Origin of the sequence: Marinobacter salsuginis, from assembly GCF_009617755.1 — a bacterium.
Classification (GTDB): Bacteria; Pseudomonadota; Gammaproteobacteria; order Pseudomonadales; family Oleiphilaceae; genus Marinobacter; species Marinobacter salsuginis.
Genome location: NZ_BGZH01000001.1, coordinates 1,862,967 through 1,882,880, shown reverse-complemented (window position 1 = coordinate 1,882,880; position 19,914 = coordinate 1,862,967). Strand labels below are relative to the sequence as shown.

Genomic DNA, 19,914 nt, shown 5'->3' with positions numbered 1-19,914 from the left:
GCTCCCAATGTTGAGGGCCCGGGGGTATAGAATTGAGTGCTGGTGGCACAGGCCGCGGTGGTGCCCAGCACCAGTAAAACGAGCAGATTCCTGAGGATAGTCATAGCTGCCGAGTCAGATTCGCTCTTTTCGTTTAAACCGTCGTCATTGCTGGCTGTGTTGAGTGATCGTTCAAATCCCGATACTGTGACCTCAGTATACGACCCCGAACCCCCTTCCGGATGAGGAGCCCCACTGATGAGCATGACCCTCGCTTTCGACGTTTACGGAACCCTGGTCGACCCCATGGGCATGTCCCGCCTCCTGGCGGAGGACGCCGGCGACAGGGCAGAAGCCGTAGCCGCACTGTGGCGGGAGAAACAGCTGGAATTCTCATTCCGAAAGGGCCTGATGAAAGTCTACGAAGACTTCGGTGTCTGCACCCGCCAAGCCCTGCGCTACGCGATGGCAACCCACAAACTGACCCTGTCCGAAGAACGCGAAAACGCCCTGATGGCAGCATACCTCTCCCTGCCCGCCTTCGACGACGCGTTACCGGCATTGAAGAGCCTGAAAGGGCAGTATCCGCTGTTCGCGTTTTCCAATGGAAGTTATCCGGCGCTGGAAAAGGTCCTGGGACATAACGAACTGCTGGAGCAGTTCGAAGGTCTGGTATCGGTAGACGATATCAAGAGTTTCAAACCTGATCCTGCCGTTTACACCTATGCGCGGCGTGCAACCGGTTCCTGGGAAAAGCCCCTGTGCCTTGTCTCCAGTAACGCCTGGGATGTAATTGGTGCCCGGGCAGCAGGATTGCTCGCAATCTGGGTAAAGAGGGATCCGGAAAAGGTTTTTGAAGACTGGGATATTCAGCCGTCAGCAGTGATCAAAAGTCTTTCAGAACTGGAGGCAACTCTGAAAAACCTCTGAAGCCAAAGGAGGCAGGTGTTGAGGTAGGCTTTCCAAAACTGTCTGTCGCCATGGATGGCGACAGTCAAGCGTCACATGGACGTGCCGCAAGGAGCGCGTTTTGGAAAGCCTACCTCAACACCTGCCGGCAAACTTCAAATCAAGACAATCAGTCTGACCGAGAAGCAAGCCACTCCGCCAACTCCAGCCAACTCTGACGAGGCGCCTTGCTCCCCGCAAGAATGCCCATATGCCCACCCGGAACGACCCTGAACGTCTTGTCCGTAGAGCTCACATGATCCATCACCCGCTTGGCCGCACCCGGCGTCACGAGCGTATCGTCGCCACCTGCGATAGCCAGTAAGTTGGCACTTACATTTTCCAGCCTGGCGATATCCTCCCCAATCTGGATCTCACCTTTCGACAGCTGATTGTCTATCCACACCCGCACCACCGTGTCCTGAATGATCCCGCCGGGATAGGCCACCATGCGGTCCAGAAACGCCGACGTGGTCGCGTGACTGGTGACAAACTCACGGTCACCCAGGCGGATAATCAGCTCCCAGTAGCTCATTACGCTGGCAATCGGATTGGTCAGCTTGAATCCGATGGTGTTCGCCCAGCCCGGGGTATGAAACCAGTGCGGTTTCACATCGTGAAGACGGAACCCGGTGCGCTTGCGGACAAAGCCGGCCACATCCGCCATACGCTGGTTCAAAAGCCCTAGAATCCCCGACGCGTGACTGTCAATCGGCGATCCCAGCACAATGGCGTTGCGCACGTGCTGATCGTTGCTGAGCGCCGAATAGAACAACGTAAACATGCCACCCATGCTCCAGCCATGCAGCGACAGCTCCTGCTCACTGCTGTGCTCCCGAACCCGGTTAAGGTACGCCGGTAACAGCTCCGCCACATAGGTATGCAGGTTGTAATGACTGTGCTCCCGCGTTGGTATGCCCCAGTCAATCAGATAGACCTCGAACCCTTTGGCGCGAAGAAATCGGATCAGACTGCGCTGGGGAAACAGATCGTAAATCAGCATGTTTACCGCCAGTGGCGGCACGATCACAATCGGGGTCTTGTGGGCTGTCCGCTCCACCGCAATGGTTTCACCGTCCAGCTCGATGAAATCCTCGGCCAGCGGCGGATAGTAGCGCAGGCTGACCAGGCCATCGGTATGGAGCGTCTCAAACGGCGTCTGTCCGGCCTGGACCAGACTGGCGGCTCGGAAGATACGGTCGAAGGCATTGCCGGCATAGAGGGCCGTTTGCCGGGTAACGCCCGCCGCGCGGTCAGCAGCTGATTTGAAGAGATTGGGCATGGGGGTGTCCATGGAGAATTTGAAGCACACTTTACTGATTTCTGAAGACCTGGTCTTGCAGGTTGCAAACCGGGATTATCCATGGTGAGGCGGAAATCACCATGGCAGAAGTGTCCAAAGCGAAGGGCAAACCGGTCACTTCAGGCCACTGCCCAAGGGGCCCCGGGGTTGCTATCATTAGCTCCCATTTGCAAAGAATAACCAGAAAACAGGATCGCCATGCTCAGCTTTCTACCCGCCCCCGTGATTGGTGTCATCAATTCCATCCTGCTGGGAATCAACACCCTGTTCTGGTGCATCCTGCTTTACATCCCGGCCATCCTGAAACTGATTATTCCTATCACCGGCTTCCGGGTGTTGTGCACCAAGGTGATTATCTGGATTGCCGAGGCCTGGGTGGCCTGCAACACCGGTTGGATGAAGCTGACCCATGGCACGAAATGGGATGTGAAAGGCGCGGAGAATCTCAAGCGGGAAAGCTGGTATTTGGTGCTGGCCAACCACCAGAGCTGGGTGGATATCTTTGCCATGCAGCGGGTGTTCAACCACCGGGCGCCGTTTCTCAAATTTTTCCTCAAGCAGCAGCTAATCTGGGTACCGGTAATCGGTCTTGCCTGGTGGGGCCTCGATTTCCCCTTCATGAAGCGCTACACCCGGGAATATCTGATCAAGCACCCGGAGAAGCGGGGCGAGGACCTTCGTTCAACCCGCCGGGCCTGTGAGAAGTTCCGCTATACCCCGGTGAGCGTCATGAACTTCGTGGAAGGCACACGGTTCACCCAGGCCAAACACGACAAGCAAAAGTCGCCCTACAAGCACCTGCTGATACCCAAGGCCGGCGGTGCCGCCTTCGTACTCGACGCCATGGGGGAATCTATCCAGACCCTGGTGGATGTGACCATCGCCTATCCGGGTGGCGCACCCACCTTCTGGGAGTTTATCTGTGGCCGGGTGAAGGAAGTGAAACTGGAAATCCACACCGTTGATATCCCGGACCACCTGAAAGGCCGGGATTACTCAACGGATGCGGAGCACCGCCGAAACGTGAAGAACTGGCTCGGAGAGATCTGGACGGCAAAGGATGAACGTCTATCCGCAATGCTGCGTCAATAATTGGCGAGCGCGTCTGATAATTCTGGATAAACCTGCGCTGCGGCCGCCATTGCCTCGTTAAAAGTGGGCTCATTGCCGTGAGTCAGTTTCAGATAGCGGGCCATGTCCGCCAGAGAGCGAAAGCTCTGATCGGAGGTCGAACGAATGTAATCCCAGCCTCCCGAAGCTTCGATGGCTGCCTCGCGACCGACCGACTTGCCAAGGCTTGACCCGATCATGCCGCCAATGAATCCACCGAATGGGACAGAATCGAGTGCTTGCTCGGCGGCATAGGCGCCGGCTGCGGCGCCAACGCCTGATCCAACGGTTGAGCCGATGTTCGCGTTAATCGCCTTGTTGACCCATTCTGCGGTGACGCCATCACTGGTATAGGGGCTCATAAAGTTCCCGCTGGTGCCTTCTATCACCAAAGATCCGGCGGTCAGCTGCGCTTCGGCCCTTTGCTGCATTGCGGGCTGGGCCGTTTCCCGGGAGCCAAATCGCGCCCGTGTGATTGTCACCTTCCGGGTGATCTCGCTGTTGGCTGGTTTGATCACCAGATCGACGGCCGTGCCCGGTTCTCCCGTAATTCTGGAGGCCAGCTCGTTGAGCGACATACCGTTTACCGGTTGCGGCTCATCCCTCAATTCGGCAACCGCGACCAAAAGGTCCCCTTCGCTTAATTGACCTGTTCGATAGACAGCGCCGTTCTCAATCACCTTGGCGACAAACCACTGACCACCTCTATCTTCCAAATGTATACCGATTCGTCCATCACCGATCTGAGGTCCGAACGAGGCGCAACCCAGAAGCATCAGTGTGCAGACTGAAATGAGATTGAACGGCAGAAAATGCTTGAAAACGCGGTTTATCATGTGAGTCCCTACGGTGGTTGCGCAGTTACGGGCCAGGGTTTTTACAGCGCCTCAAGGGTTTGAAGCGCCAGCTCCTGGCCTACATCCTTCAACGATACGCGCCTCTCACGCTTCTCAAAGCCGCGGTCGGTGGCGACCCAGCGGCGATCTTCCTCGGTTTCGGGCGGCATGCCATTGGAGCTGACCAGAGCGGCCACCGAGCCGTCTTTGACGCTGAGTACGCGAATCTGGAACTGATCAGCGGCCACTTCGCTGAGCACCAGAAGATAATCGGCGTGCTGATCCAGCGCGCGCATTTCGAGGCGGGCCTGGTCCGGTGACAGTCGTTCGAAGGTGCCGTCTTCGAGCGCGTTATCGGTGATGCGCATGATCGCGTTTCGGTCGACGACTCTGACGCCTGCGCGGCTCAACTGGGAGACGAAGCCGCTTTGCAAATCAAAGGCTGGTGCAGCAGGCCCCGAGCTGCGCCCGGAGCGGGTTTCACTTTGCACCGCCGCGCGGGATTCGCCGTCCAGGTTCAGATCCCCCTCCGGTACTTCGCCACGCACGCTGCCGGTGCCGGATACCACCACCCGGCGGCGGCTAGCCCAGTCACTGACCTGGTCGTTGAACGCCCGGTTCCAGAAGATGGCAATTCGGGGGTTGGTCTGTCCCAGGCCCGCAGTGAAACGGTCGAGGATCGTTTTGGCCGATTCCGAACGTTGAGGCGCGTTCGCCTCATTGACGAGATCGTCCGCGGTCAACGGCTTCTGGGCCGGCGCCATCATCGGCGCAGCCTCATGGGTCTGGCCGGCGGCCAGGGCAAAACCTGGCGCCAGCAAAGGCACGCAGAGTGCCAGGGCAAATCGCTTCATCAGTTGAGCTCCCGGACTTCCACGCGGTATTGCAGAGGTTGCGTGGTGGTAGACAGTTCACGATAGGTAGCGATGCTGTTGGCCGGGATGGTCGAGCGCTGCCAGGTCGGTTTCACATCGGTGGGTACGCCGTCCTGATCGAAGAACTGGGTGCGGGCTTCGATCCGGTAATCGTAATCCGTGTGGTTGCGCAGGACCACGTAGACCTCTGTGGTTCCGGTTGCCGTCGGCCGCTGGCCGTGCTGGACCAATGACAGTCGATAGCGTTCGCCGTCCTCCAGTTGGCCAAAACCGCGGGTGTAGGTGCGCTTCAGGTTGTAGTCGGTGAATGCCACGGAGTTCATGGTGATGGGCGCGGTGCGCTCAATCAGGTCCGTGCTGCTGGCGGATTTAGCGGCACAGCCAGACAGCAGACCAAGACAGATCGCCGCTGTGGCCATGGATTTAATCAGTGTTTTCATTGGGTTCCTCCGGAATCCGGACGGCGGGACGTGGCAAAGGCCAGGCCGGCCCCGCGACCATCAAATTTGAATTCGGTAGTGTCGGCAAGGCCTGGCACAGGCTGACCGTTTTTATCCAGGAAGCGGACAGTGACCGGATCGCCCTCGGCGGCCGTCACGGGCAACAGGTGTATGGTGTCGGGCAGGCCCTCCCAGTACCGGATGTCTGCCCGGGTGTTGGCGGACGCTGACATACCCTCGGCCGCGACGCTGATCAGACTGATGGCAGCGTATCCGGCGCCAACGGCACCGCCGGCCGCACTACTGAAGCCGGCGAGCATGCTGTCCTGGCTGACGCTGCTGAGGGTTGAACCGACGGCCCGGGTGTTTTCCTTGAACTGGATCTGGCCCTCTACAATCCGATCGATAGCCCGGCCCCCGCGAGTGGAGGCCTGGAAGAAGATGTCTTCCATGGGGTACAGGGCGGACCATTCTTCACCGTTGCGGACTTCGGCAGCCACATCCTGGAAGTTCTTGCCACGCCGATAGACCAGTTGGTAGTGCCCGACACCGTCACCCAGTTTCCTGGGGGACTTGCCGGTTTCCACGATCAAAAGCGCGTTGTCGTCGGCTTCCGGGATGGGGGCGTCCGGCCGATAGAGTTTCAGCTCTTCGAAATGCTCCCGTGCGAGCTGGTCACTGCCCATCTGCATGGCGGACCAGCCAGCCAGGTACAGCAGCAGTGCGAAGTCGGTACTGTTCTGCTCCTCCTCGGCAAACGCGTCTTGCAGCAATCCAGCCAGGAAGCTGGCTCGTGCGTTGCCGTAGTCGCCTTCTTCCAGGTAAATCAGGCCCAGATACAGGTAGACCATGGCGCGCTCATAGGGCTCGCCCTTGAAGTCCTTTTCGGCTTCTTCGTACCAGATGCTTCGCGCCTTGCGCGCGGCGTCACTGTCAGCATAAACATTCTCGATCTCCAGGCGTGCCTGGGTCAGCGTGTTCTTTGCTTCCTGTCGATAGCCGGCACGGTATGCCTTGACCCCGATCTCCATCAGGTTCAGGACCTTGTTCCGTTGGCCTTCCTCGAAGAGGTTCTGGAAGTCGGCCTGAAGAACCGCGGGTTTGCTCTCTATCAGCGATTGTTCGGCCGGTGCCAGTGCTGCCCGATCGTAGACTTTCGGGCCGCTGGCGCAGCCGGCCAGTGTGCCGGCAATCGCTGTCGCCAGCACCGGCTTTAGCCAGGTTTTATCGGTAAACCACATTGTCACGGGCCGCCTTTCTCATTTCATAGAGTCCGCTCCAGACGATGGTGCCCAGCTCAAGATCGACCATCTCGAAGGTGACCTGGCTGTACCGGGACTGGGTTCCGGTGTTTCGATCGATGGCATCCAGTGACGAGATGCGGCCCCCAAGGCGGAAATCAGCACCTGCCTGGGCCGCAGTCTGACGAATGGTGCCGCCATCGACCGCGCCATCCCGCTTGAGATCCCGCTCTTTCTGGACCATGTCGGAGAAGTGACGACCCACGAAGATCATCCGACCGTTGGCGGCGCGATTCAGTTCGATGCGCAGGCGATCAGTCAGCATGTTGGTGTTGATCACGGAGGTGCTTTCGTTCTTGATGTATTCGTTATCGATAATGATCCGGGGAGGTGTTGAGCGGCCGGTGAGCATCGGGTTGGCCAGCATGTCGCGCATCATCTGGTCGGTCATCGCGACCACGTCCTGGCTCTCGATACCGACGCCGCCCACGCTGCCTGTGGTGGATACGTCCTCATAGACGCTGGGCTTGCCCTGTACGTTTTCGATCTTGCTGGCACAGCCGGAAAGGACCAGGGAAGTCAGTACCAGAGCGCAGGCCGGTTTAAAGGTGTTTTTGCTGAACATGTATATCTCCAATTAGGTTAGTAGGCACGCGCGAGGGCTTCTGCCAATTCCGGGTAGATCTGTCGTGTGGCTTTCATGGCATCGGCAAAGTTGCCGGTGTGGCCGTATTTTGCCTTCAGGTAGCGAGCCATGGAATGAATGTCATCAAAGCTGCGGTCTGAGGAGGCGCGAATGGCTTCCCAGCCACCTGAGGCGCTGATCGCCGTTTCCCGGCCAACAGACTTGCCGATTTCAGCCCCCACGGCACCGCCCAGGAAGCCACCAACGAAAGGTATTTGCTCCAGGGCTTTCTCTCCTGCATAGGCGCCTGCCGCAGCTCCGAGTCCTGTGCCAACCGTTGCGCCAATGTTGGCATTGATTGCGGAGTTCACCCACTCAGCCAGAACATCATCGCTGGTATAAGGGCTCATGTATTTGCCGAGATTGTCCTGGCGCACCAGCTGTTCAAGCAGTTCTTCTTCGGTGGGAATCCGGATGTTGCCATCCTTGTCGCGAAGTTTACCGGTTTTCGCGGCGGCCAACAGCTGGGCGGAGGGCGCTTCATTGGTCATGCGATCGACGAGTCCGTCGGGCAGGCCCGCTTCTTTCAGCAACTCCCGATGCGCCCGGGTCATGCCGGTGTAATAACCGGACTGAATGTCGCCAGTCTGTTCCGGATAGGCATTAAGCATGCGTACCAGAAGTTGATCGGCATCGACACCGTTGGCGAGTTGTGTCTTCAAATCAATGCCGCGCAGACCCTCCGGACCAATCAACCAGGCCTGGTAGCGGGCAGGCAGCAGCTCGACGTAGCCCGGTACCTGGCTGTTTGCGGCGTGGTAGGAAAGCGTGTCGGTTTCAGGGGCCAGTTCAATCAACCTGAGGACAGCCGAGGGGCGATAGACTGAATTGGCTCCTCCCGCCTTCAGATAGGCCGCAATGTCGGCGGCAGTTTGCGGGTTTGCCTGCTCGAAGTCCCTGCGTTGCTGATCGATCGTTGCCAGGACGCTGTCCTTGTGGTGATCGGTGATGAAGTCTCGTGCCACCGCCTGTTCGGCCGCTTCATCATTCAGTGACCCCATGAACATCATGGGCGTCGGGAAATACAGGGACAGGTAGGAGTCAATGGAATAGGTCACCCGGCTTTCCAGCAAGGTCTCACCTTGCCAGCTCAGTGCGTAGACGTCCTCGTACTGCACCTCATCGTAGTAGGGAATCAGTGACAGGGTGACCATGTAGCCGAGGAAGCTGGCGCCATTGAAGCCCGTCGATCCCTTGGTTTCTGTGGTCCGGCTGACGACTACCTGGGGAGCTGTGGGGGATTCCGGAACAAGCCAGTCAGGACGCTCATCTCCGACAATGGTGAAAGGGACTGTCCCTGTATCGTAGGAGCCTGTGCTGTTGGCGCTCACGCTGCTCCGGTCAAACTGGTACACCTGACATCCTGCCAGTAAAAAGACCGTCGCAAGGCTGACAAGCGCTTTCCCGACGGCGGAGGCCGCTATGGCTTTTTTCAGTAAGGTTTGAAAACGACTGAACTTCATTTTGATACCCAAATTCCACTGGTTGTAATGAGTCCGGTACAGCGACACTCCGGAATTCGGGTAAATGTATAAACAATTTTTAATGACCCCGTCTTGCCTCAGACGCACCATCATGAGGCATGGGCCACTGTGGAATGGTTCGGGCAGGAAGGTGTTTTTTCTAACTAAATGAAATGTATAAGATTCTTTGGGGTTTTCCGGAAATATAGAGAAATGAAAAACAATGCAAAAATTTGTTAACCACGCCAGAAACAGGCGTTGCTGAGGCGTTTATCGTTCACTGATCATCGTCTTCAACCTCATCCGGATGCTCCCGCTTGTAGCGTTCCCACTCTTCCCAGTCATGAGGCGTTCCTGCATGGGGCCGGCGGAGGTGTTTGGCGTGCTCCATGGCGTTGTGGCGGAGGCTGTGGTCCCGTTCTTCCTCCTCCTTGTCGAAACCGTACTTTCTGAGAAATTCGTCAGGGCTGATGGGCATGGCGCACCTCCATCAAAGGAACATGTCCTGAGTGATACGATGCGCCCGCCGGCGTGGTTTTTCAACCGTCTTTGGAACTGGATCCGGTGGCTATCTCCTGCGCTTCCACCAGCTTGAAATTAATCTGCCTGCGTTCTTCGTCTACCCCGGCAAAGCTAACCGTCACCGGCTGCTCCAGCTGGAAGATGCGCCCGTTCTTGTTATGGATCAGGCGCAGGGTGACCGGATCGAAGCTGTATTTGCCGTCCAGGTCCTTGCAGCTGACAAACCCTTCCAGCCCGTTGGCGTCCAGCCGCACAAAGAAACCGGCGGGCACCGTGCGGCTGATCACCCCGGTCATGGGTTCTTCGCTCAGTGTCTTGGCAAAGTCGCTCTTGAGCCAGGCTTCCAGGCTGTTTGCCGCCTGACGGGCGCGGATCTGGGCGGCTTGCAGGGCTTCAAGCTGATCCTCGGTCAGGGGTTTCATGGGAGTATCCCACAGCGCCGACTTGATCAGCCGGTGCACGTAAAAGTCCGAGAACTTGCGCAGTGGCGAGGTAAACGTGGTGTAGGCATCCAGGCCCATTCCCTGGTGAGGAGCCGGCTTGAAGCTCAGCTCGGCCCGGGCAAGCTGGCGGGACAGTATGGCCTTGACCGGTACCTCGGCCTCCAGGGCGTCGGTTTCTTTCATCAGTTTGCGGAAGCCCTCGGCCTGATGGGCATCAACCCCGGACAGGTGTGGGGCGTGGCTGTCGAGCAGCGCCCGGATGTTATCGGCGCGATCATCCCGAAGCCCGGGGTGCTGGATAAACAAGCCCGCTGTCTGGTTGGCAAGAAAATCCGCGGCGCAGCGGTTGGCAGCAACCATACACTCTTCCACCAGGCGGTGGGCTTCGTTCTGAATAGACGGCTCGATCAGCCGGATACGCTTGTTTTCATCCAGGCGGAGCCGGAATTCCGGCCGGTCGCCGCTCAGCAACGCATGCTCGCTGCGCCATTTCCTGAGCGCTGTCGCTGCCTGGTGCAATTGATCCAGGCTGTTGGCAACGGCGTCCGGGAGCGCCTTGATCTCATCGTCTTCCCGGCCTTCAATCAGGTTGGAGACCAACTCGTAGCTGAGCTTGCCCTTGGACCGGATAACCGCCTGGTGAAAGCTGTAATCGCCCAGGCTGCCATCGTTGTTGACCTGCAGATCACACACCAGGGCCAGGCGTTTCATATCCGGCATCAATGAGCACAGTCGGGTGCTGATGCTGTCCGGCAGCATGGGCAGGGGCTCGCCCGGGAAGTAAATGGCGGTGGCGCGATTGAACGCTTCCTGCTCCGCCGGGCTGTCGGTCTCGATCACGGCGGTCGGGTCGGCAATGGCAATCGACAGGGTCCAGCCGGTGGCGTTGGGTTCGGCCAGCAGGGCGTCGTCCATGTCTTGGGTGCCCGGGCTATCGATGGTCACATAGGGTCGGTCCGTGCGATCTTCCCGCCCGGCTTCCCGGGATTCAATGTCGCTGTCACTGAGGCTGTCGGCCTGCGCGCGCACCGCATCGGGCCAGGTGTCTGCCAGATCAAACGTCGCCAGGGTGAAGGAACGTTCGATACCGGGTTCCCCGGCCTTGCCGATCACCCGCAGGACCCTGGCCTGGCCTTTGCCGTCCTTGATCGGATGCCGGTGAATCTGGCAGTAAATGTAATCGTCCTGCTGGGCGTTCATCCGTTCCTTGGGGGGAATGAAGATCCAGCGGTTGATACCCGGCGTCTCGGGTACCACGAAATGCCCTTTGCCCTTGATCAGATAGCGCCCGACAAACGTGTTCAGGCGGGTTTCCAGCAATTCGTCCACCACGCCCTGGGTTTTGCCTTTCTCAACTTCCTGCTCGGTGACATTCACCCGGTCCCCGGGCAGCACTTTCTGCATTTCCTCAGGTGGCAGAAAGACGTCCCGGCCCTCGTCGAGCGCAACGAATCCGAAGCGGCCATTGGTGGCTTTGACCGTCCCGGGAAACACCACCTTATTGTCCTTGATATCCGATTTCAGCTGGCGCAACTGGCTGAGGGCGTCGGCATTGAGCATGAAGTAACCTGGCTGGTAGAAAAATGAATGATGGGGCGGAGTATAACGGTTATGGCGGTATGAGTCAGACCTGTTACGCCGGGTTAATCTCCGGGTCTTCCGAGACGGTGATACAGACCCGATTGCGCCCCTCATGCTTGGCCTGATAGAGGGCCCGATCCGCGTGACGAAGAATGGTGTCACTGTTATCGCCGGGCAGGGCGAAGTAACCACCAACACTCACAGTGACGGCAGTCCCGGTTTTGCGGCTTTCCTGTTCCACGGATTCGCGGATACGACGGGCGATACGGCCCAGGGTCTCCGGGTCGCAGGGTGAGAGCAGAACCACGAATTCGTCGCCGCCCCAGCGTCCGGGATGATCGTAGGGGCGAACGCCGGCTTTCAGCCAGAGGGCAACGCGGCACAGGATCTGATCACCGGCCTGGTGGCCAAGGTTGTCGTTGATGCTCTTGAAATGGTCGATGTCCAGCCAGATCACGCCAAAGCCGGACTCCTGGCGGCGGGCCCGCTGGATTTCCTCATCCAGAACCTCGTCCAGGCCCCGACGGTTTTTCAGACCGGTGAGGGGGTCAACCCGGGCCAGTCGATTCAACTCGTCGGTTCGCTGTGCGACTTTTTCCTCAAGTTCCCGGGTGGAGTGACCCAGGCTCTGGGTCATTTTCTCGAAGTGATCGGCCAGCCAGCCGATCTCATTATCCGGCTTATCCAGCCGTGGCAGATCAAAGCTGCCTTCCCGGACTTTTTCCACGGCGTGCTCCAGACTCATGATGGGCTTGAGAATCCGGGTCTGGATAATCAGGTGGAACAGTACCAGGGTGATCAGCAAGGTGCCCAGGAACACGGCTACCAGCGGCCACAGATAGCTGGTTGGCAGGAGGGTGTTGAGGTCGAGCAGGGTGATCTCAAACCAGCCAATGGCCGGGAGGAAGGCAACGCCGGCCAGATGCTTTCGGCCATCTACGGTCACAAAGCCACTCTCCACCTGGCCTGCCTGGTCACTCCGCTTCTTGAGCAGCTGCAGCATACCGAGGATCTGCTGCTTGTCCTGGGGATCATCGAACAGCAGATCGACGGTGTTCTTCTGGCCTTCGGGTTTGATGATACTGGCGAAGTCGATGTAGTTCCGGTCGCGGTACAGCTGGATGGCGCCGTTGTAATCCACGAACAGGGTCGTGATGCCATCCTGACCGATATCGACAATATCCTGCAGGAAAGCGTCCAGGCTAAGGCCGGTGCCGACCATGCCGACGATCTGGCCAGCCTCATCGCGCATCAGCACATCGATCCAGAGTTTGGTGACACCCAGCTCCGTATCCGGGTTTACGTTGAGGTGAAAGTCGCGACCTTCTTCAATGAGTTGGAAGAACCAGGCGTCATCGGGTTTTTCTTCATCGAGAACATACCGGAACTGGTTGCCAGCGTATTCGTTCTCTTCGTTGTTGTAGTAATAGTGACCATTCTGGACGAGGGCAACGAAGTAGTTGTTGTCCCTGAAATTGGAGCGAAAGCTTTCCATCTGGCGGATGGCTTCCGCTTTGAGCGCGGCGTCATCCGGATTGGCGGCCCAGTTGATCAGGGCGGACGAGCTTGCCATTTGTTTGGCCAAGCCGATTTCCCGCTCCAGGGATTGCAGCAGGCGGGCGCTGTCGTAGCGCACCTGTATTTCCGCGACCTGTTGGCCCCAGCGTTCGATGATGCTCTCGGACAGCTCCCGATAGGCCAGCCACGAAGCCGCAGAAGCCACGATGATGAGAGTGGCAGCCAGACCAAGGATGCGGGTTTTAAGACTCAACGAGTATCCCTCTCGGATTTTCCGGGTTTCTGGGCGCCAATGATAGAACACTGGTTAACCAGAGTGTAGGAAAAACAGACAGGGAAAGGTGTAAACCGGAAGGAAAAAGCGGTAGCAAGGGCCGGTAAATGCCGTCCCTTGCCTGGTGATTCCCGTTAATTGTGCTGGGAAAAGATTCGGGTCTGTCCGGCCTCGTTGAACAGGATGACCTTGTAATGATCTTTCCGTTCGCCCATCTCCATGCCGGGTGAACCAATGGGCATCCCGGGTACGCTCAGGCCGGTGGCCTGGGGTGCTTCGCTGATCAGGCGCTTGATGTCGTCGGCCGGCACGTGACCTTCGATGACGTAATCACCGACGAATGCCGTATGACAACTGCCAAGACCGGCGAGCAGACCTGCGTCGGCTTTGATCCTGCCCATATCGTTGGTGTTGGTCGCCTCCACCTCGAAGCCATTGGCTTCCAGGTGATCGATCCAGTCTTCACAGCAGCCGCACGTGGGGGATTTGTAGACGTGGATACTCTGGGCAGCGCCGGCCGCCACCGTGGTGGTGCTGAATCCCAGGGCAGCCATCAGGCCAAAAGCCAGGGTGTGTTTTTTCATGGCAAGTACCTCAGTGGTGATGTTGATGTTCACTTGAGCCTGTGTCGTCAGAACCGGAAAGCCAGAACCACCAGACGATGGCTGCCATCAGGGCAAGACCTCCGACGTTGACCAGTAGTGTTTCCATCAGTTCCGCTCCTGTTGCTGTTTTGGATCACTGTCGCTGTCGCTCCGTTCCGGGCGGTGACTGGTCCGGAACAATCTCAGGCGGTTGGCGTTCGAGACTACGGTGACCGAAGACAGGGACATGGCAGCGCCGGCCAGTATCGGGCTCATCAGTATTCCCCAGACAGGGTAGAGCAGGCCGGCGGCAACCGGAATACCCATTGTGTTGTATACGAATGCGCCGAACAGATTCTGGTGAATGTTCTTCACAGTGGCGCGGGAAATCTCGATGGCATCGGGAACGCCGTGGAGCGAACCTCGCATCAGAGTGATACCGGCGCTCTCAATGGCGACATCCGTGCCGGTGCCGATGGCAAAGCCGACGTCTGCCGCCGCCAGGGCCGGCGCATCATTGATGCCGTCGCCGACCATAGCGACTGTGTGGCCCTTGCCGCGCATTTCACTGACCACCTCGGCCTTGTCTTTAGGCAGCACCTCGGCACGATAATCATCGATCCCGGCTTTTTTCGCGATGGCTTTGGCGGTGGCGTCGACATCGCCGGTCACCATCATCACCCTGATGCCGGCGTCGTGAAGACGCTGGATGGCCGCCTTGGAGTCCGGTTTGATGGCATCGGCCACTCCAATGACGCCCAGAGCCTCATTGCCCAATGCCAGGAACAGGGGCGTGCCGGCTTCTTCGGTAATCGAGCGGGCAGCACCTGCAAGGTCGGCAAGTTCCACACCCTCGCTTTCCAGCCACCGCCGGTTGCCCAGGCGCAGTGGCTTGCTTTCGAATTCGCCTTGTACGCCCTTGCCGTTCAGGGCTTTAAAATCGGTTACCTTCTCGGGATCAGCCTGCTTCTCTTTGGCCTTCGCCAGGATGGCTTCGGCCAGAGGGTGTTCTGAGTGCTGTTCCAGCCCGGCCGCCAGGGTCAGCAGGCGCTTCTCGTCACCGTCGCTGGCGTGAAGCCGCGTAACCGCCGGATGGCCCTCGGTAATGGTGCCGGTCTTATCCAGAATGACCAGATCCAGCTTGCCCGCGGTTTGCAGGGCATCACCCTGGCGGATCAGCGCGCCGTATTCAGCGGCCTTGCCAACGCCGACCATCACCGACATGGGTGTCGCCAGGCCCAGAGCGCAGGGGCAGGCAATGATCAGCACCGTGGTGGCGGCCACCATCATATGAACCACCGCCGGTTCTGGTCCGACGTTGTACCAGACCAGCGCCGCCACGACAGCAATCAGCATGACCGTCGGCACGAATACCGAGGAAATCTTGTCCGCAAGACGTCCGATAGCGGGCTTTGAACCCTGGGCTTTTTTCACCAGCTTGATGATCTGGGCCAGCGCGGTTTCACTGCCCACCCGAGTGGCCTCATAGACGATGGAACCGTGTGTGTTCAGCGTGCCGGCGGACACCTCATCGCCTTCCGACTTGCTGACCGGCATCGGCTCGCCAGTGAGCATGCTCTCGTCAATGCGGGTCGAGCCTTCGGCGATCAGGCCATCCACCGGCAGTTTTTCCCCGGGCCGGACCCGGATATGATCGCCCTTGCGGACCTCCTCGACCGGAATGTCCTGCTCTTCCCCGTTGCGAATCACCCGGGCGGTTTTCGCCCGCAGATCCAGTAACCGGCGCACCGCCTCCGAGGTTTTGCCTTTGGCCCGAAGCTCCAGCGCCTGGCCCAGATTGATCAGGCCGATGATCATGGCCGAGGCCTCGAAGTACACATGACTGGCCATCTCCGGCAACGCGGTCGGAACACTGGCCACCACGATGGAATAGAGCCAGGCGGTTCCGGTACCCAGGGCAATCAGGGTATCCATATTGGCATTGTGGTGCCGGAACGCCTTCCACGCGCCGGTATAGAAATGCCCGCCGGTGGCTGCCATCACGATCAATGTCAGCACACCCAGGCCGAGCCAGGTACCCTGATTGGCGTCGGTCACCATCATGGTGCCGAAGCCCATACCCCAGACCATCAGCCCAAGCCCCAGGCCCAGACTCACCGCCATCTTCACCAGCAGAGACCTGTATTGCTTGCGGTCTTCCTCCTGCTTCCGGTCGTCGGCTTCGTCCTCGTCTTCGATGACGCTGGCGCCATAGCCGGCACTTTCCACTGCTTTCACCAGTGCCTGAGGGTCGGCATCACCCGTGGCCGTGGCGGTATTGTCTGCCAGGTTCATATGGGCATGGTGAATACCCGAGACGGACATCAGGGCTTTTTCAATCGTGTTAACGCAGGAGGCACAAGTGGCACCGGTCACCGAGAGATGAACCTGCCCGTCGGCCGCTGTTGCCGATTCAGGGCTCGACTGAACCGATTCTTCGGTCACTGCATGGTCTTCGGAATTGTCGCCGGCAAGGTTCTTGCTCTTGTTCCAGGAAGCACAGCAACTGGCTGGCTGGGCATCTTCCTCGAAAGGCTCAGCGGGATAGCCGGTCTCGGTAACAATACGCGCCGCCTCAGCGGCATCCACTCCCTCCGGCAAGGCCACCGTCTGGTTTTCCAGGTCCACTTCAACCAGCTCGATATCGCCGGTCAACGGCTCGAGCGCATTGCGAATCTTCTTGGCGCAGCCCTGGCAGGAAGCCCCGGAAATGCTCAGCATGGTTTGCAAAACAGGTGTGTCAGTCATCCAGAATCACTCCTCGTTCTGTTCGCTTGCCCCGCAACAGGGCGCCGGATCATCCCAGTGTTCTATCAACCGGCAAATGGTATGGCCATCGGGCGTGCCATCCGGCATGTCTTGCCAGGCAGCTAGCGCGGCGGTCATCCGCTTGCGCAACTGCTGCAGCTCCCGAATCTCCCGCTCAACTTCCGCCAACCGGTGCTGGAATACATCCCGAACCATCGGACAGGGCGAATGATGATCGTCGGCCTGATCCAGAATCTGTCGAATCTCCGGCAAGGAAAATCCCAGTTGCCGTGCTTTCCGGGCAAATCGAAGCCGCCGGAGATCCTCGGCATCAAACTGCTGGTAGTTATTCTCAGGGTTACGGGTCGGTTTCAGCAGGTTCTCGCGGGTGTAGAACCGAACCGTATCCGGGTTAACGCCGGCGGCTTCTGCAATCTCTTTTACTTTCATCGTCTTGTTCTCAACGTGCCAAAAATAGTGGCTTCAGGAACCAAAGACTGAAGTCAGCGGAGTGTTGAGGTGGGTACGGCTTCCGAAAATGCTCTGAACCAGGGAAGGTTCAGAGCAAGCGTACAGGGACGTATTCACAGCGGTTTTCGGAAGCCGTACCCACCTCAACACGGCAAACTCCAAACCAGTAAGATTAGACTAAAACCTGTGAGCAACTCACAGGTCAAAGGTTTTCTTCGGAGGAAAATCGAGGAAGGGTTATTAATCCCGGGAGCGCAAAAACGTCCCGCAGGTCTTGCACTGATCCGGCGCCATCAGCTTCGCCTGCCAGCCAATTTTTTGGCCGCAGGCCGGACAGGCCAGCTTCAGCTGCAGAACAATGATCGGCGTGATCAGGGCAGCGATCAGAACGCCCAGAGGGCCCCAGCTTTCACCACTGGACAACCCCAATTGACTGCTGAACACCAGAATGATGGTCAGCGCCACAAACGCAAAAATGAAATAGTTCCGGTTCCAGCGTTCCCACTGGCGGATCTTCTCGTCCTGTTCGGGAGTCAGGTATTGGGCAGCCATAGAATTTCACCAGAATGATTTACCCGTATCTTGGGGACGGGCCGCAGCAATTACAATCCGGAATCGGCCGTAATATCTGCCACTAGAACGCCCGAGGCCAGCGCCTTTTCAAGGTCTGAAACCGGAATCGGTCGGCTGATCAGGTAACCCTGGGCAAAGTTACAACGGTAGCTCTTGAGGAAATTCAGCTGTTCCTCGGTTTCAACCCCCTCGGCCACCACCTCAATACCCAGGTTATGAGCCAGGTTGATGACTGCCCTGGTGATCACTGCGTCGTCATGGCGCTCCGTGACTTCCGTGATAAACGACCGGTCGATTTTCAGCAGATCGACCGGGAAATCTCGCAGGTAACCCAGGGACGAATAGCCCACACCGAAGTCATCGATAGCAAGGTGCACTCCCAACTGGTGCAGACGGGACAGCTGATTCAGGTTGTGCTCGATATTCTGGATGAAAATCTCCTCGGTAAGCTCAACCTCCAGACGATCGGCCGGCACATTCTCCGCCGCCAGGGCTTCCCGAATGTGGTCGACCAGATCTTCGTCGTCCAGCTCCCGGCCGGAAAGATTGACCGCAATGCGCAAGTTCTCCTGCGGCGTGCCTCTCCACGCTGCCAGCTGCCGACAGGCTGCGAGGACCACCCAGCGGCCAATATCGGTGATACGCCCACTCTCCTCCGCCAGCGGGATGAATTCCACCGGCGGCAGAAGCCCGCGGCGGGGATGGCGCCAGCGGATGAGCGCCTCGACGCTCTGGATTTCACCGGTGTCAAGGTTCAGCTGAGGCTGGTAGAAGAGCACGAATTCATTGTTGGCCAGGGCCTGGCTCAGATCCTTGTCCAGCTCAAGGCGCATGACCTCACGCTCCTGCATGCCCTCGGTATAGAACTGGTAGGTATTTCGGCCCTGTTCCTTGGCGCGGTAGAGGGCTATGTCTGCATTTCGCAACAGTGTATCCGCGTCCAGGCCGCTTTGTGGGTACACCGCAATACCCATGGTTGCGGTAATGCTGTGGGACTGGCCCTGAACCTCGAAGGGCTGATCAAAGCACTGTTTGATCTGACCCAGCAAGTGGATGATGTCATCAATGTCGTCCACCTGTTGCTGACAGAACATGAACTCATCGCCCCCGGAGTAGGCCACCAGCAGGCGTTCGTTGCTGAGACGGTTCAGGCGCTCGGACACTTTGATGAGCAGTTCATCCCCGAACTGGTGGCCGAGGGAGTCGTTGAGCGTCTGGAAACGGTCCAGATCCAGCATCACCAGGGCAACCTGGCGCATCTGGCGGTCGGCAATGTTCAGGGTGTGGGACAGGTCCTCCATAAAAAACCGACGGTTGGCCAGCCCGGTGAGAGTATCGGTGGATTCCAGCCTCGCCAGATCCTTCTGAATGGCCGTGCGCTGCTCGATTTCCTGGTCCAGCTCCCGGCGGGTCTTCAACAGGGCCCGGTTGCGTTTCAGTATGAGTTGCACCAGCAGTGTGGTCAGGCTGGTCAGCAGGCCCATTAACAGAAACGTGGTAAAGGTCAGCGCTGGCCAGTGGCTGTACTGGCTTTCCACCCATTCGGTGGACGGGCGCAGGGTCAGGGTCCAGTCCAGTGTTGGCAGATCAACCGCTTGTTCTCGAGAGAAATCGCCACTGACCGGCTGCGACGCGTTCAGCTCATAGCTCACTTGTCCGGCTTCGAGGATTTCGATCCGGAAAGACTCCAGCACCCGTTCGGTGAGAAGCTGGCGGGCCAGCACTTCCATTCGGAATACCCCCGCCATGAAGCCGTTGTTCTCGGGGCCGGCACCCACCGGCGCATAGATGACCATGCCCTTGCCGCCCTGGCGCAAATTGATCACACCGGAAAGATCCCAGGTGCCGGACTGCTTTGCCCGCTCCAGTGCCTGGCGTCGCTCCTCGTTGAAGGCGACGTTGTAGCCAATGACCTCTTCATTGTCGGTGACTGGCTCCAGCCAGCGAATGATGAAATCGGAGTCAATCCACTCGATGGCCTGGTAGACGCCGAAATCGTCGAGGTAGTTGCGGGCATCCCGTCGCCATTCCTGTTCGGTTTTGGAAGGGTCTGTCTCCAGGCGTTTGGCCATGCGCCGGATTGCTTCGGCGTGTATAAGGAATTCCCGTTCAAGGTGATTGGCCATGGCCCTGGCTTCGTTGGCAAGGTTTGCCTCAACCTGATTCCTGTCCTGTTGTACCAGGCCATAGCGCAGGCCGGCTGCGAGGCCGAGGAAAACCAGGAAAATCACCACCGGAAACGCCGGGCTCAATAGGCCCGAAACCACAGCTTTGGGGGGTGATGCAGGTTGATCCACACATTACTCCGTGACTTGAACGG

Annotated in this window: 17 protein-coding genes; 2 read left to right on the top strand and 15 right to left on the bottom strand. The window is 58.5% G+C overall.

The window, feature by feature from the left end; translation table 11 throughout:
- Window positions 1-237 precede the first annotated feature (237 nt).
- Window positions 238-909, top strand: a complete 672-nt coding sequence (locus GJU83_RS08625) for a haloacid dehalogenase type II (RefSeq protein WP_069182309.1) — start codon at window positions 238-240, stop codon at window positions 907-909.
- A 148-nt stretch (window positions 910-1,057) separates the two neighbouring features.
- Here the strand turns inward: GJU83_RS08625 and GJU83_RS08620 are convergent, their stop codons facing one another.
- Window positions 1,058-2,209, bottom strand: coding sequence for an alpha/beta fold hydrolase (locus GJU83_RS08620; protein WP_069182308.1), 1,152 nt, complete (start codon window positions 2,207-2,209; stop codon window positions 1,058-1,060).
- A gap of 219 nt (window positions 2,210-2,428) precedes the next feature.
- Here GJU83_RS08620 and GJU83_RS08615 point away from each other — a divergent pair, with 219 nt between their 5' ends.
- Entirely contained in the window at window positions 2,429-3,322 is an 894-nt protein-coding gene (locus tag GJU83_RS08615) for a 1-acylglycerol-3-phosphate O-acyltransferase, YihG family (protein ID WP_069182307.1), read from the top strand.
- Here the strand turns inward: GJU83_RS08615 and GJU83_RS08610 are convergent.
- The 14 genes from GJU83_RS08610 to GJU83_RS08545 all read right to left on the bottom strand — a co-directional run bounded on the left by GJU83_RS08610 (window position 3,316) and on the right by GJU83_RS08545 (window position 19,891).
- Window positions 3,316-4,176, bottom strand: coding sequence for a S41 family peptidase (locus GJU83_RS08610; protein ID WP_069182306.1), 861 nt, complete (start codon window positions 4,174-4,176; stop codon window positions 3,316-3,318). The two genes, GJU83_RS08615 and GJU83_RS08610, sit on opposite strands and share 7 nt — an antisense overlap.
- Before the next feature lie 41 nt (window positions 4,177-4,217).
- Entirely contained in the window at window positions 4,218-5,030 is an 813-nt protein-coding gene (locus GJU83_RS08605; RefSeq protein ID WP_069182305.1) for a hypothetical protein, read from the bottom strand.
- The gene (locus tag GJU83_RS08600; RefSeq protein WP_069182304.1) at window positions 5,030-5,491 is read right to left on the bottom strand and encodes a YcfL family putative periplasmic lipoprotein; all 462 of its coding nucleotides are present in this window, start codon (window positions 5,489-5,491) and stop codon (window positions 5,030-5,032) included. Before GJU83_RS08600 ends, GJU83_RS08605 begins: the two co-directional genes overlap by 1 nt.
- Window positions 5,488-6,732: a COG3014 family protein gene (locus tag GJU83_RS08595; protein ID WP_069182303.1), complete on the bottom strand. Its 1,245-nt coding sequence runs from the start codon at window positions 6,730-6,732 to the stop codon at window positions 5,488-5,490. Before GJU83_RS08595 ends, GJU83_RS08600 begins: the two co-directional genes overlap by 4 nt.
- Window positions 6,716-7,357, bottom strand: coding sequence for an LpoB-related protein (locus tag GJU83_RS08590; protein ID WP_069182302.1), 642 nt, complete (start codon window positions 7,355-7,357; stop codon window positions 6,716-6,718). The genes GJU83_RS08595 and GJU83_RS08590 overlap by 17 nt, the downstream gene beginning before the upstream one ends.
- Before the next feature lie 17 nt (window positions 7,358-7,374).
- Window positions 7,375-8,772, bottom strand: coding sequence for a hypothetical protein (locus GJU83_RS08585; protein WP_227514429.1), 1,398 nt, complete (start codon window positions 8,770-8,772; stop codon window positions 7,375-7,377).
- 385 nt (window positions 8,773-9,157) lie between these two features.
- On the bottom strand, window positions 9,158-9,358 hold the full coding sequence (locus GJU83_RS08580; protein WP_069182301.1) for a hypothetical protein: 201 nt from the start codon (window positions 9,356-9,358) through the stop codon (window positions 9,158-9,160).
- 61 nt (window positions 9,359-9,419) lie between these two features.
- Window positions 9,420-11,405, bottom strand: coding sequence for a ribonuclease R family protein (locus GJU83_RS08575; RefSeq protein ID WP_153634098.1), 1,986 nt, complete (start codon window positions 11,403-11,405; stop codon window positions 9,420-9,422).
- 73 nt (window positions 11,406-11,478) lie between these two features.
- A complete protein-coding gene (locus GJU83_RS08570; RefSeq protein ID WP_069182299.1) occupies window positions 11,479-13,197 on the bottom strand; it encodes a GGDEF domain-containing protein in 1,719 nt (572 codons plus the stop codon).
- A gap of 155 nt (window positions 13,198-13,352) precedes the next feature.
- On the bottom strand, window positions 13,353-13,802 hold the full coding sequence (locus tag GJU83_RS08565; protein WP_069182298.1) for a DUF411 domain-containing protein: 450 nt from the start codon (window positions 13,800-13,802) through the stop codon (window positions 13,353-13,355).
- A 126-nt stretch (window positions 13,803-13,928) separates the two neighbouring features.
- Window positions 13,929-16,550, bottom strand: a complete 2,622-nt coding sequence (locus GJU83_RS08560) for a heavy metal translocating P-type ATPase (protein ID WP_069182297.1) — start codon at window positions 16,548-16,550, stop codon at window positions 13,929-13,931.
- A gap of 6 nt (window positions 16,551-16,556) precedes the next feature.
- Entirely contained in the window at window positions 16,557-17,000 is a 444-nt protein-coding gene (locus GJU83_RS08555; RefSeq protein WP_069182296.1) for a MerR family transcriptional regulator, read from the bottom strand.
- Window positions 17,001-17,261: 261 nt separating this feature from the next.
- Entirely contained in the window at window positions 17,262-17,573 is a 312-nt protein-coding gene (locus GJU83_RS08550) for a hypothetical protein (RefSeq protein WP_069182295.1), read from the bottom strand.
- A 50-nt stretch (window positions 17,574-17,623) separates the two neighbouring features.
- The gene (locus GJU83_RS08545; protein WP_069182294.1) at window positions 17,624-19,891 is read right to left on the bottom strand and encodes a putative bifunctional diguanylate cyclase/phosphodiesterase; all 2,268 of its coding nucleotides are present in this window, start codon (window positions 19,889-19,891) and stop codon (window positions 17,624-17,626) included.
- Window positions 19,892-19,914: the final 23 nt, after the last annotated feature.

Excerpts from the sequence above, each read along its gene's own strand:
- GJU83_RS08575 (WP_153634098.1), bottom strand. The coding sequence starts at position 11,405 with ATGCTCAATGCCGACGCCCTCAGCCAGTTGCGCCAGCTGAAATCGGAT.
- GJU83_RS08595 (WP_069182303.1), bottom strand. The coding sequence starts at position 6,732 with ATGTGGTTTACCGATAAAACCTGGCTAAAGCCGGTGCTGGCGACAGCG.
- GJU83_RS08615 (WP_069182307.1), top strand. The coding sequence starts at position 2,429 with ATGCTCAGCTTTCTACCCGCCCCCGTGATTGGTGTCATCAATTCCATC.
- GJU83_RS08555 (WP_069182296.1), bottom strand. The coding sequence starts at position 17,000 with ATGAAAGTAAAAGAGATTGCAGAAGCCGCCGGCGTTAACCCGGATACG.
- GJU83_RS08605 (WP_069182305.1), bottom strand. The coding sequence starts at position 5,030 with ATGAAGCGATTTGCCCTGGCACTCTGCGTGCCTTTGCTGGCGCCAGGT.
- GJU83_RS08590 (WP_069182302.1), bottom strand. The coding sequence starts at position 7,357 with ATGTTCAGCAAAAACACCTTTAAACCGGCCTGCGCTCTGGTACTGACT.
- GJU83_RS08565 (WP_069182298.1), bottom strand. The coding sequence starts at position 13,802 with ATGAAAAAACACACCCTGGCTTTTGGCCTGATGGCTGCCCTGGGATTC.
- GJU83_RS08600 (WP_069182304.1), bottom strand. The coding sequence starts at position 5,491 with ATGAAAACACTGATTAAATCCATGGCCACAGCGGCGATCTGTCTTGGT.
- GJU83_RS08550 (WP_069182295.1), bottom strand. The coding sequence starts at position 17,573 with ATGGCTGCCCAATACCTGACTCCCGAACAGGACGAGAAGATCCGCCAG.
- GJU83_RS08580 (WP_069182301.1), bottom strand. The coding sequence starts at position 9,358 with ATGCCCATCAGCCCTGACGAATTTCTCAGAAAGTACGGTTTCGACAAG.
- GJU83_RS08625 (WP_069182309.1), top strand. The coding sequence starts at position 238 with ATGAGCATGACCCTCGCTTTCGACGTTTACGGAACCCTGGTCGACCCC.
- GJU83_RS08560 (WP_069182297.1), bottom strand. The coding sequence starts at position 16,550 with ATGACTGACACACCTGTTTTGCAAACCATGCTGAGCATTTCCGGGGCT.
- GJU83_RS08610 (WP_069182306.1), bottom strand. The coding sequence starts at position 4,176 with ATGATAAACCGCGTTTTCAAGCATTTTCTGCCGTTCAATCTCATTTCA.
- GJU83_RS08620 (WP_069182308.1), bottom strand. The coding sequence starts at position 2,209 with ATGCCCAATCTCTTCAAATCAGCTGCTGACCGCGCGGCGGGCGTTACC.